The sequence below is a fragment of the Vibrio tritonius genome (genome assembly GCF_001547935.1).
Lineage (GTDB): Bacteria > Pseudomonadota > Gammaproteobacteria > Enterobacterales > Vibrionaceae > Vibrio > Vibrio tritonius.
The window spans coordinates 1,242,752-1,255,792 of record NZ_AP014635.1 but is presented as its reverse complement, the minus strand read 5'-3'; the positions used below and the strand labels follow the sequence as shown (position 1 = coordinate 1,255,792).

11 protein-coding genes and 1 riboswitch are annotated in these 13,041 nt (G+C 45.4%); of the genes, 6 read left to right on the top strand and 5 right to left on the bottom strand.

What is annotated here, in order from left to right; all coding sequences use genetic code 11:
- Window positions 1-15: 15 nt before the first annotated feature.
- Window positions 16-1,206, bottom strand: coding sequence for an HlyD family secretion protein (locus tag JCM16456_RS05700; protein ID WP_068713199.1), 1,191 nt, complete (start codon window positions 1,204-1,206; stop codon window positions 16-18).
- Between the two features lie 20 nt (window positions 1,207-1,226).
- Window positions 1,227-2,678, bottom strand: a complete 1,452-nt coding sequence (locus JCM16456_RS05695; RefSeq protein WP_068713198.1) for an AdeC/AdeK/OprM family multidrug efflux complex outer membrane factor — start codon at window positions 2,676-2,678, stop codon at window positions 1,227-1,229.
- A gap of 105 nt (window positions 2,679-2,783) precedes the next feature.
- On the opposite strand from JCM16456_RS05695, the gene JCM16456_RS05690 reads away from it, so the two are divergent.
- From JCM16456_RS05690 to JCM16456_RS05665, 6 genes are all read left to right on the top strand, one after another.
- The gene (locus JCM16456_RS05690; RefSeq protein WP_068713196.1) at window positions 2,784-3,383 is read left to right on the top strand and encodes a TetR/AcrR family transcriptional regulator; all 600 of its coding nucleotides are present in this window, start codon (window positions 2,784-2,786) and stop codon (window positions 3,381-3,383) included.
- A 114-nt stretch (window positions 3,384-3,497) separates the two neighbouring features.
- Window positions 3,498-3,595: riboswitch (TPP riboswitch) on the top strand.
- A gap of 91 nt (window positions 3,596-3,686) precedes the next feature.
- Window positions 3,687-4,559, top strand: a complete 873-nt coding sequence (thiD, locus tag JCM16456_RS05685; protein ID WP_068713194.1) for a bifunctional hydroxymethylpyrimidine kinase/phosphomethylpyrimidine kinase — start codon at window positions 3,687-3,689, stop codon at window positions 4,557-4,559.
- 5 nt (window positions 4,560-4,564) lie between these two features.
- On the top strand, window positions 4,565-5,479 hold the full coding sequence (locus tag JCM16456_RS05680) for a hydroxyethylthiazole kinase (RefSeq protein WP_068715912.1): 915 nt from the start codon (window positions 4,565-4,567) through the stop codon (window positions 5,477-5,479).
- 146 nt (window positions 5,480-5,625) lie between these two features.
- Window positions 5,626-6,321 (top strand): pirin family protein, encoded by a 696-nt coding sequence (locus JCM16456_RS05675; RefSeq protein ID WP_068713192.1) that lies wholly within the window; start codon window positions 5,626-5,628, stop codon window positions 6,319-6,321.
- A gap of 257 nt (window positions 6,322-6,578) precedes the next feature.
- Window positions 6,579-8,012 (top strand): 6-phospho-beta-glucosidase, encoded by a 1,434-nt coding sequence (locus JCM16456_RS05670; protein WP_068713190.1) that lies wholly within the window; start codon window positions 6,579-6,581, stop codon window positions 8,010-8,012.
- 163 nt (window positions 8,013-8,175) lie between these two features.
- On the top strand, window positions 8,176-9,180 hold the full coding sequence (locus tag JCM16456_RS05665; RefSeq protein WP_068713188.1) for a LacI family DNA-binding transcriptional regulator: 1,005 nt from the start codon (window positions 8,176-8,178) through the stop codon (window positions 9,178-9,180).
- 264 nt (window positions 9,181-9,444) lie between these two features.
- On the opposite strand, the gene JCM16456_RS05660 is transcribed toward JCM16456_RS05665, so the two are convergent.
- From JCM16456_RS05660 to JCM16456_RS05650, 3 genes are all read right to left on the bottom strand, one after another.
- Entirely contained in the window at window positions 9,445-10,635 is a 1,191-nt protein-coding gene (locus tag JCM16456_RS05660; protein ID WP_068713185.1) for a sugar transporter, read from the bottom strand.
- Between the two features lie 204 nt (window positions 10,636-10,839).
- Window positions 10,840-11,382, bottom strand: coding sequence for a glutathione peroxidase (locus tag JCM16456_RS05655; RefSeq protein ID WP_068713183.1), 543 nt, complete (start codon window positions 11,380-11,382; stop codon window positions 10,840-10,842).
- A 410-nt stretch (window positions 11,383-11,792) separates the two neighbouring features.
- Window positions 11,793-12,977, bottom strand: coding sequence for an MFS transporter (locus JCM16456_RS05650; protein ID WP_269450966.1), 1,185 nt, complete (start codon window positions 12,975-12,977; stop codon window positions 11,793-11,795).
- Window positions 12,978-13,041: the final 64 nt, after the last annotated feature.

Below are 13,041 nucleotides of genomic sequence, written 5' to 3'. Positions count from 1 at the left end.
GACACTCCCCTAGGCTTACTCAGCCAACATCGCAGTACGGTATTGTTGCAACGTCTCATCATCGACCTTGCGACTGGTATCGATAGTGACTTCCATGGACAACCCTACTTGCAACGGATGATCTTTTAATTCAGCACGATTGAGCTGAATACGCACCGGTAAACGCTGTACTACTTTGATCCAGTTACCTGTCGCATTTTGCGCTGGAATCATAGAGAAGGCAGATCCAGTACCACCTGATAACCCTGTCACCACACCGTGATACACAACATCATCACCGTACAAATCAGCGACCAGTTCTACCGGTTGTCCCACATTGACCTTGTTGAGTTGTACTTCTTTAAAATTGGCATCCACATAAATATTCTGCACTGGCACTACCGTCATCAACGATTCACCAATGTTTACCCGACGACCGATTTGAACACGACGTTCCGCAACCACCCCGTCAATTGGAGCTCGAATCACTGTACGATTAAAATCAACTTGCGCTTGTTCAAAACGCGCTTTCGCTGCTAACACTTCTGGGTTGTTTTCAACTGTGGTGTTGGCAATTAAAGCCTCGTTAGCTTCTTTTTGACCGAGAGTGGAAAGTTTGCTTGCGTGAGCTTGTGCTGAGGCGGCTTTCGCAGCATCTAAATTTGCTTTCGCCTGTTCAAATGCGGTTTGCGCATTAGTCAGCTCTTCACCAGACACCGAACCAGACCGCACTAAGTCTTCACGACGTTTTAAATCGATGGTTGCACGTTCAAAGTCTGCTTTTGATGCCTGCAGTTGAGCATCTGCCCGTTTGGCATTCTCTTCTTGTGCATCGACTAACGCGGTCAAACCGTCGTTATTCGCCAGATAGCTTTGTACATGACGCTTCGCCAAGGCCAAATCAGCAGCGGCGCGATCAAGCGCTATTTGAGCATCGGTATTGTCAATATTGACTAAAACATCCCCCTTGTGCACAAATTGGGTATCCACCACATTCACTTTTGCAACGATACCATCAACCGCTGGCGTCACCGCCGCCACTTCTGCTTCAGCATATGCGTTATCAGTACTCACATAGCGTGATGCATAAAAGTACCAGTAAGAACCGTAACCCGCCGCAGCAATCACAATCGCTGCTGCTAAAGCAGTAAAACCACGTTTACGGGAACGAGTAACACGTTCATTTTCGACATTATTTGTCTCTTGTTGAGATTGTTCAGTACTCATTTGGAAAACCTTTTAACCGATCATGACTTTTGTGGTTGGTAGCCTGCGCCCAAGGCATGTACTAGAGCGAGGTCAAGACTGAAGGCGCGCGACTGCAAGTTAACCAGCGCCCTTTGGTTATTCAACAATGCTTCTTCTGCGACCAATACATCGAGATAGGTCGCTAAGCCACCGTTGTAGCGATTGTTAGCGATATCGTATGCTTGCTGAGCTGCATCAACGGCTTCTTGTGTCTTCTGAATTCGAGCATCAAGTGCAGAACTGCTGGTTACTACATCCGCCACTTCGTGCAGTGCATTCGTTAAGGTGCGGTTATAGCTGTTGACCGCTTCTTGATAATGCGCACGAGCAGAGGTGAGTTGTCCATCTAAACGACCACCCGTAAAAAGAGGCAAGTAAATCGCAGGACCAATACTGCCCGCATCATTACCACTACGTGTTAAGTTATCTAAACCAAAAGCTTGATAACCAATAAACGCAGATAAGGTAACATCAGGGTAGTACTGCGCTTTAGCAATCCCTACACGTTGAGCTGCTGCTTCTGCACGCCAACGAGCCGCGGTAATATCCGCACGATGCCCTAACAAACCCACCCCGACATGGCTTGGCAGCCCATAGCGTTTATCCAGCGCAATCTTTGGCTCTGTAATCGTTAATCCGCGATCGGGCCCGACACCAATCAATGCTGCAATGGCGTTTTTCTGCAACGCGATCGATTCATTAATCCCCAGTAACTCAGCTTCGACACTGGCACGAATTGATTTGGCTTGATTAACCGAACCCAATGTCTCAAGTCCGTTCTCATAACGTTTTTGTAGCAGTTCAACGGTTTTTGACCGCAGTTGTACCGCTTCATCCACCGTATGTTGGTTTTTGTACAAACGAGCTAGCTCGGCGTACGCATTGGCTATCGAAGTCGCTAGCATCAACTGGGCAGAAACGGTTTCAGCTTGCGTTGCGGCCAATTCACTTGTGGCAGCCACCACTGCAGCCTTGTTTTTACCCCAAAAGTCAAAGTCATACTGGAAGTTGAGGGTAACAGAACCATAGTCGTTCCAATCGTAAGGTGGACTGTATGCTTGATACTTGTAACTTACCTTGCTTTCAGAGGCGCTGGCATTTAACCCCACAGATGGACGCTTGATTGCGCCAATTTGTTCGGCGATACCGCGTGCATCTCGCAACCGCGCCTGCGCAATTTTGAGATCAGGCGATGTGGCAAATGCCTCTTGCATCAAGGTGTTGAGTTGTGGATCTTGGTATCGAGTCCACCATTCCATTGTTGGCCAATCGACCAATTGGCTGTTGGCAAAACTTTGTTGGAAATGAAGCTCACTCATCTCTGTCAATTGTGGAGTGGCTTGATCATCCGGCGCCACACATCCGTTTAGAACCGCCACACTGACCAATGTTAAGGCCAAGTGGCGGGGACGGATGGCTCGCCATCGAGTACATAACGCATTGCTTTTCACGCTAATTTACCTTATAACTAAACCGTACCGTACAGTTATACTCTTGACTTTGATCGTTCGTCAAGCGAAACTTATTCACAATTTTTGATAGGACACGAGTAGCCGATGCGAGTAAAAAGCGAAGAAAAAAGGCAAGCTATTTTGGATATAGCGAAGGATTCTTTTACCCAGCAAGGATTTGAGCAAACCTCCATGTCGTACATTGCCAAACAGCTTGGTGGCTCAAAGGCAACGCTCTACAATTATTTCAATTCGAAAGAAGAGATCTTCGCTGCGGTGATGGAATCTTCTGCGACCGAACAAATTGAGAACGCTTTTGTCTCTTTGGATCATCAAGACGACATGCATGTTGCTTTGCCTGAATTTGGGTATAACTTTCTTCAATCCGTTTTAAAGCCAGATATCATGGCTATTTATCGCATGGCGGTTAATGAAGCAGAACGCTCATCAATCGGTCGACATTTTTATGAAAATGGCCCCAAAAAAGGCTGGGTTCATTTGAGTGGTTATTTGCAGCATCAAATGGAACGTGGCACTTTGCGCCACGCAGATCCTTGGTATGCAGCCATGCAACTGAAAGGATTATTAACCGCAGAACACTTTGAACCTTATGCGCTGCGTGCGATTGAAATGCCAACAGATAAACAGATACGCGAAACGGTTGATAAAGCAGTCGAAGCATTTTTGTGTCTCTACAAAAAATAGAAGCAAGCGTTACTTCGCGAACTAATTCGCTAACTCAGTAGAGACTTTAAGAGTAACACTCACCTCTTAGAGTGATTAATTGATTGCTAATTTAATCTAAGTTGTTAGGATAAAAGCCGATAGTCGGGGTGCCATTTGGCTGAGATCGCTTTGCGAGACCCGTTGAACCTGATTCAGTTAACACTGACGTAGGGAACTATGAGTGTCTGCGGCGCGATCCATTTACCGATCATTTACCAACGACAATCACTAAGGTGTTTGTGCCTTAGGTTGGTTCCTCATGTCATGTTGAGGAGCACAACCATGAACTCTAAAACAGACATTTCTTCCTTATCTACCTCATCTCCCCTACCTAATATTCTAACCATCGCAGGTTCTGATAGTGGTGGTGGCGCGGGGATTCAAGCCGATATCAAAGCCATTAGCGCAAATGGTGGGTTTGCTTGTAGCGTGATTACTGCAGTAACAGCACAAAACAGTTGCGGCGTCATGGATATTCACCCCATCCCACCAGCGAATGTGGCGGCTCAGCTTGATGCGGTACTTTCCGATATTCATATCGATGCGATTAAAATCGGCATGCTGCCCAATGTCGCCATTATCGAAGCCGTTGCGGCGAAACTAAACCAATATGCTATCCAACATGTGGTGATTGACCCAGTGATGGTCGCGACCAGTGGTGACCGTTTAGTCTCCCCTGATGCCATTGATACCTTGTGTCAAACTCTGTTTCCTTTCGCCTCGTTGGTAACCCCTAATTTTTACGAAGCGGCAATCATGGTCAACCAACCATTCCATTACACCAACGTCGCTCGCCTTCGCTCGGCACTGGCGCGCTTTGATTATCCTGTTTTGCTCAAAGGCGGCCACAGCGACGATCCTCATCAAGCTGAGGATTATCTGATTAAGCGTAACAGAATCACCACGTTTAACGGCCCACGTATCGCAACCCACAATACTCACGGCACGGGGTGTACGCTTTCGTCTGCAATTGCAACGCAGTTAGCACTGGGTAGCACGCTCGAAGAAGCGATCGCAACAGCGAAGGTTTATCTCACCCAAGCACTACGCCAAAGCCATCGACTCCAAGTGGGTCAAGGTCATGGGCCAGTTCATCACTTTTATGCGCTAGACAGCGCGCAAATGGCCAGTACCAATAATGCGGAGGCACGATGAACGCGATGAACATCAAACAGATCGCTAATTTTCTTGAAACCGTGCGCCGCGAACGTCCGTTGGTCATCAACATGACCAACGATGTCGTAATGAACCTTTGTGCCAATAGCCTCTTGGCATTAGGCGCATCACCGATCATGGCCCACTCCCGTCAAGAGATGGCCGAACTAATACCATTGGCTGGAGCGCTAGTGGTCAATATTGGCACACTCGATGAGAAACGCGTCGCGCAGATGGAATACGCCATTGAATGTGCTAACCAACACCACATCCCCATCGTACTCGACCCAGTAGGCTGTGGCGCCAGCACTTATCGCACCAAAGTAAGCCGCCACTTCGCCTCACTCGCCCGCCACCTCACACTTCGAGCCAACGCATCAGAAGTGATTGCGTTAGCGGGACACACACCTTTAGATAACACCACAGAAGTAAATCCCTTAGCAGGACACACACCTTTGGATAACACAACAGAAGTAAATCCCTTAGCGGGACACACACCTTCTATTGATGAGTTACCCCGCGGTAATAAAGGGGTGGACAGCCAGGATTCAACGCTGAGTGCCCTTAGCGCAGCTCATCACATTCGTGAGCAATATCAGACGGATGTATCTATTTCTGGAGCAACGGATATTATCGTCACCCAAAATCACGACTATTATTTAGCTAATGGTTCGCCAATCATGCCTTACGTTACTGGCTTAGGCTGCGCATTAAGTTCACTTACTGGCGCTTTTGCTGCCGTCGGTGAGTGCAGCGGTTTAGCTGCTGCGGCAATTTGGGGCGTCGTTGGAGAAATTGCTGCCGAGCGATGTGATGGACCCGGTTTTCTGGCCGGAGAGATGTTAGACATTCTCTATCATCTGGATGAGGCGACACTAAGTAAACGGTTAAAAATGAACATCGAAAGATACCCATATTAATCGGTGACATGTTCAAATTTTTTGATGAACCTCAACGGGGGAATACAGTGTTATCCCCCACAAGGACTGACTAAACTGTGCTTAATCCTTTTGTTGAGCCATAAATAGTGCTGAGCAAAAACGTTTGAACACTGTAAGGACATCTTATGATTGAAATTCGTGCCGCACATGACCGAGGTAATGTCGACATGGGTTGGCTTAATAGCCACCATTCGTTTTCATTTGGTCAATATTACGACCCTCACCACATGGGATTTTCTGCGCTACGAGTCATTAACGATGATACGGTTCAACCCGGAGCTGGCTTTGCTACTCACGGGCACCGCAACATGGAAATTTTGAGTTTTGTGTTAGATGGGACCATCGCACACAAAGACAGTACAGGTAATGTTGAGACCTTACCTAGTGGAGAGTTTCAATTGATGTCTGCTGGTCGTGGCATCTATCACAGTGAGTTCAATCCATCACAAAAAGAGACTCTGCATTTTTTGCAAATCTGGGTTGAACCGCACGAGCACGACACAGCGCCGGGGTATCAACAAAAACCATTTGAAGCCAGACAAGGTTTAGTCCCTGTTGCTTCGCCCGATGGTCATAGTGGCTCATTTGTTATTAAACAAAATGCCACGATTTACCAAGTGACATTGGCACAAGAAACTCAGCAGCGCTTTGCCGTAGAGAATGGTCGTCGTGTTTATCTTCATTTAATTGAAGGCATGCTTGAGATCAATGGCATCAATCTAAACCCAGGTGATGGTGCGAAAGTGACCGATGAATTTGCACTCGATCTGGTCAATATGGGAACGAAACCAGTACTTGCGCTACTATTTGATTTGCCATAATTCATCTTGTCAAAGATGACATCATTACACTCGCCAATCTACTACATTCATCAAAAGTGCTCTATATCCTTGGGCACTTTTATCATTAATCACAACACAATTAGCCAAAATTCTTGAATCCCGTTTGCTCAAATCAATAGTATTAATTCATTTTGTAACCGGTTACAGAAACCGGTTACAATAATCGTAAAAATGATCTACAATCATAAGAAATCCAATCTAGATAGCGATCGATTATCGCGTAACAGAGGTGTTCAATGTCGAAATTAGGTTTTCCTGATGATTTTTTGTGGGGGGGAGCTGTAGCAGCTCACCAAGTAGAAGGCGGCTGGAATGCCCAAGGCAAAGGTCCAAGTATTGTTGACGTATTAACAAAAGGTGCTCATGGCGTTCCTCGAGTTATCACCGAAACAGTAGAAAATGATAAATTCTACCCTAACCATGAAGCCGTTGATTTTTATGGCCATTATAAACAAGATATCGCTCTGTTCGCGGAAATGGGCTTTAAATGTTTTCGTACTTCGATCGCTTGGACTCGTATTTTCCCATTGGGTGATGAAGCAACACCAAATGAAGCTGGCCTACAATTCTATGACGACATGTTTGATGAACTACTAAAGCATGGTATCGAGCCAGTTATTACCCTATCTCACTTTGAAATGCCTCACCACTTAGTAAAAGAGTATGGTGGTTGGACTAACCGTAAAGTAATCGACTTCTTCGTTAAATTCTCTGAAGTGGTGCTAAAACGCTACCAAAATAAAGTCAAATATTGGATCACTTTCAACGAGATCAATAACCAAGCCAACTGGCGCGCACCATTGTTTGGCTACTGTAATTCAGGTGTTATTTACGTTGATCATGAAAAGCCAGAACAAACGCTATACCAAGTCGCTCACCACCAATTTGTGGCACACGCGCAAGTGGTCAAACTCGGTCATGAGATCAACCCAAGCATGCAGATTGGTAGCATGATCCACATGATGCCACTCTACCCTGCATCATGCCGCCCTGAAGATTTGTTAAAAGCGCAAGATATGATGCGTCAAAAGTACCTCTTCAGTGATGTTCAAGTTCGTGGTTACTACCCAACTTATTTGCTGAAAGAGTGGGAACGTAAAGGCATTGAAGTGACGATGGAAGAAGGTGATGCTGAGATTCTTCGTCAAGGCTGCTCCGACTATCTTGCCATCAGCTATTACATGACGAATATCGTGTCTGCACAACCGGTTGAAGGCCAGTCGGATAGTCTATTTGGCGAAAGCCGATTGAACCCTCACCTACCTGCATCGGATTGGGGTTGGCAAGTGGATCCTCAAGGTCTTCGTTATGCCCTATCTGAACTGTATGAACGTTATCAAAAACCCATTTTCATTGTTGAAAACGGCCTAGGCGCTGTCGATACTGTAGAAGAAGATGGTTCAATTAACGATGACTATCGTATTGAATACCTTGCAGAACATATCCGTGAAGTGAAGAAAGCCGTTGAGCTAGATGGTGTACCAGTTATGGGTTACACACCATGGGGTTGTATCGACTGTGTTTCTTTCACCACCGGTGAATACAAAAAACGCTACGGTTTTATCTATGTCGACAAACACGATGACGGCACAGGGACTATGGCTCGTTCGAAGAAGAAGAGTTTCTTCTGGTACCAAAACGTCATTCGTAGCAACGGTCAAGAAATCTAATTGCCGTTATTAAAAGACGTTACCGCCATCAAACATATGAGTTCAGTTTCGTTTTATTAACCGATTGATCGGCAAGGTATTGATCTCTTTCTTCAAGGAAGAAGAAAATCTGCTACACTCGCCACCCTATTTCTTTGGGTGGCGATATTAATTAGGAGAGGCCATGGCAACCATCACTGACGTTTGTAAGTTCACCGGATTATCCAAAGCGACCGTATCGCGAGTAATCAACGCAAGTGGGCAAGTCAAAGAGAGTACCCGTGAAAAGGTTCTTAGCGCCATGAAGACTCTCAACTATCATCCAAGCTCTGTTGCACAAGCGCTCGCAACTAATGTGTCTAATTCAATCGGTCTCATTTTGCCGCAGTTTCAAAGTAATTATTTTGGTTCTATTCTGTGTGAGGCTGAGCAATGCGCACAACAAGCCAACAAAAAACTGCTTGTGGTGAGCAGCAAAAATAGTGCTATTGGCGAACAAGAAGCGTTGTCAACACTCGCAATGCAACGCTGCGATGCGATTTTGTTGTACAGTCGCCACCTCACTCCAGCGCAACTGCACGATTGTCAAAACGAGCTAGGGGTGCCTTTGATTATTCTTAACCGCCAACTCACGCTCAATAACGTGCACAGTTTTGGTTTAGAACAAGGTCAATTAGCCGCTATCGCTATGCAACATTTATTGGAGTTGGGCCACCAGTCAATTGCCTGCATCTCCTCACCACTGGCAAGTGAAACAGGGAAATTACGTTATCACGCTTATTTGGAAGCGTTAAAACAAGCTAGTTTACCAGCTTATCAAGAATGGTTTGCCGAAGGCGAAAACACCCTTGAAACGGGTTATCAGGCCGCAAAAAAACTGCTCAGTTCTGGGCGGCCATTTAGCGCTATTTTCGCATGTAACGACGACATGGCACTAGGGGCAATTCGCGCATTACACGATGCGGGATACAACGTTGCACAGGACATTTCAGTGATTGGAATTGATAATGAACCCGCGGCAGCTTATGCAATGCCAAGCCTATCAAGCGTCTCGTTACCTATCTCAGTGCTAACTCACGATGCAATGCAAGTGGCCATTCATCACAGCACAAAACAACCAACCGCTATTATTCATAAGACGTATCCTGGGGTTTTAGTCAGTCGAGAATCGACACTTCAAGTTTCGTAATATCGTTTTCTGCTATACTTATTTCGCGTTGCAAAACCCACAATAGGAACAGTGTTTTATATGCTCGACTAATGCATTTGTCATAGATAAATAAGCATAAGTTAATATAAATCATTATCGTTGCTATCTATAGAAAATATAGGTAATCTAAATGCCGCTATTGGAAAGTGATTCCAGCCTCCCCAAGATTCGGGATCGCCTTTCACTGGCTCAACAAAAAAGCGCCACAGGATGTGGCGCTTTTTTGTTATTTTATTCAATGAATTAACGTAACGCTGGATAACGACGTAACAAAAACATCATGAAAATGATTGCTACTGCTGCAAAAATCACCCCAGCAAAGCCAACCCAGCTTAATTCGAACCATTGAATGACTTTTGCACCAATCAGAGCTCCCGAGCCAATACCTAGGTTAATGATGCCAGAGTACATGGACTGAATCATATCCGAAGCATCTGCATCAATATTCAGTACCTTCACCTGCATGGCTAGTGTCACTAGCGTTAGGGCAATACCCCAAATAATTACATCGGTCATCACTGCCCATGGACTAAATACCGTAACAAGTAGCAATGCCATACAAACTACCATCAGGACGCCATTCCACATTAATAAAGAGGTATTATGTTTCTCGCCTAAGTAGCTGAAAATAATACTACCAATGATCCCTGCACCACCAAATGCGAGCAACAGCAAAGTGGTAAAGTTAGGACTTACTTTACCTACTTCCATCATAAATGGCTCGATGTAACTATAGGCCGTGTAATGTGCAGTAAACAGCAAGAAAATGAACAGGTACAACCCCATCAACATTGGGTTTTTTAGTAAACGCGGCAAGGTCTTACTTGTACCTTTAAACAGACTCGGCATCTGCGGTAATAGACGAATCAATATCAACATAACAATGAAGGCAACAGCAGCAATCAAACCAAATGTTGCTCGCCAACCGAACCATTGCCCAATTATTCGTCCCATTGGAACACCAAGGATCATTGCCACTGACGTTCCTGTGGCCAGCACACTCAAAGCAAAAGTTTTCTTTCCTGGAGGCGCAACACGAATGGCAATAGAGGCGGTAATAGACCAAAACACAGCGTGCGCAAAAGCAATACCAACACGGCTCGCGATCAGAGATTCAAAACTCCAAGCAAACACCGACGCCACATGGCTAGCAATAAACAGCATGAAAATGCCAATCAGCAGCTTTTTACGCTCAATTTTACTGGTCATCATCATCATCGGCAGCGACATAGATGCCACGATCCACGCATAAATAGTTAACATCCAGCCAGCATGAGCCGCTGTGATATCAAAATCTTTTGCAATATCAGAGAGCAAACCAACAGGAACAAATTCTGTGGTATTAAAAATAAAGCCACTAAATCCGAGTGCAAACACTCGCATGTATTGGCTATGACGCGACACAGGTGGCGCCGATGCTAAAGTTTGGTTCATAACGACTCAGTAGAAAAAAGAAACGGTTCCAGAAACGGAGCGATTGTCGCTCGTTTTTTAACAAAAAGATAGATGGATCACAAAATTTTCGGAATATGAGATTTCACTTTCTTGCATAGTGAGAATCACGACAAAAAAAACCGCGGTCTTACAACCGCGGTTTTTTGCTGCTTTATTGACCACTAATGGTCATGTAAATCAGGTTTATGCAAGCACTTTGTCTAGTGCTTCTACTAGAATTGGGTGGTCAGGAGTCATATCTGGAGCAAAATGGCCTACCACTTGGCCTTCTTTGTTCACTAGGAATTTTTCAAAGTTCCATAGAATATCACCCTCTTTTGCTTCAAAACCGTAGCCTTTTAGCTTTTCAACAAAACCGCTTTCTGGAGCAGTAGTACGTGCTGGTTGCGCTGCAAATAGGGCTTGATACAGTGGGTGACGACCTGCGCCATTCACTTCAATTTTGCTAAACATTGGGAATGTTACGCCAAAACGAGCATTACAGAATGATTTGATCTCTGCTTCTTCACCTGGTTCTTGTGCGCCAAATTGGTTACATGGGAAACCAAGTACCACTAGACCCTCTTCTTTACGAGCGTTGTAAAGAGCTTCAAGTGCTTCGTATTGTGGAGTCAGGCCACATTCAGATGCAGTGTTAACAATCAGAAGTGCTTTACCAGCAAATTCAGACAATTTTTGCGTTTTGCCTTCAATTGAAACCACTTCGATATCGTATAGAGAACTCATTTTATCTTCCTTTTGCTTCGTTTTTATCTCGGCTAGGCAACCGTGGTCGCCAACTCAACTGACAACAAGATAGCGCACAACTATATTGCGTGCAACTAATTATCTAACCCTTATGGGTAATTATCGGAGGTCCTCACACTTTGACAGAAGATTTCACTGCAAACGCCCACCTCATTGTTAACGGTGTTGTTAGCAGGACACACACCCTAATCGCCACACATAATGCCAAGTTCTTAAAGGGACACATACCACAACCCCAACAGTGTGTGTCCCCTTAACATTACGGTGTGTGTCCCGTTAACAGTTTCTTTAGAAAAACGGGGAAATAAAAAACCACTGCAATTGCAGTGGCTTAGTTCATAGACTTACGGTGTGTGTCCTGCTTAGAAGATCATGTCCTGCTTAGAAAATCAATGAGCCATCGCTTTCTCTTTGCGTTGATGTGATGAAACAATCGCAAACAAACTCAGCCCAGAAACCGCACCTAACAGGGCAAGGCCGGAGGTGAGCGTACCGATCGAAAACGTATCGAGGCTCAAATACCAGCCGGTTACCCAGTTGCCCATAAACGCCATAAAGCCACCAACACAAGAGTACAGCCCATAGTAACTGGCCATCTCACGGCGAGGGGCGAAGTTCGGAATATAGGAATACATCACAGGAAATGACAGCATGGTGCCAAAACTAAATAATGCAGCATAAAGAACAAACGGTAATGCAGGCATAGGTTCATAATGCCATTGCAATAGAAAATAAGCGCAACCCATGAGGCTCATGCCTAACCCCATTGAACGAGCATCGCCAAAAGCAGCGACAACCCAACGGCTAATCGGTAACTGACAGAACACCCCCAAAATCGAGGTGGTCATAAACACCAAAGTCAGAATCGATTCGTTGCCCGTCATCACATGAATTTGATGTGGCACACTCAAATAGAGCTGATGGAATAAGATACTGTTAACCGACGCAGCCAAAATAAATTTCACAAACACTGGCTTACGTAACATGCTGCCCCATTGGCGCCAGAAAACGAAATCTGCGCTCTCCCCTTCACTCTCGGTATTGATTGCCTGTGCTGGCAAATAGCACCATTGCAACACCAACAGTGCGGCAAAAAGTGCAGCGGCGGTCAAACCAACTGACATAAAACTCCAGCTCAGTAGAGTTAAACCAACTAGCGGACCGAGTAGCATGCCCGTTTCCCCTGCCATTTTTTTCAAGGAAAAAACTTGGTTACGCACCCGCGCATCGGGATACTCTGATGCTAAATACGCATCACTGCTTGGCGTAAAGAGTGCTCCGGCAAAACCGGTTAAGAATGCTCCTAAAATCAGCAAAGAAAAAGTTTCGCCCATGCCCAGCATAATAAAGCCCACAATACGCACAGCGCAGCCAGACAAAATCAAAGGCTTATAGCCGAAGCGATCCCCCAGCGTTCCCCCAATCAAAAACAGTCCTTGCTGGCTCAACACCCTTAAACCGATGATGATCCCCACATGCCAACTGGTGAGTCCCAACTGATACAGATGGTCCGCCAAATATGGCAGGAGCATATAGAAGCCGAGATTAAACGAAAATGAATTGAGTATCAGCACCTTAGATGGCGCTGTTAAAAGTGAAAACGCGCTTAAGCGACGCAAAGAGAACACGGTGTAACCT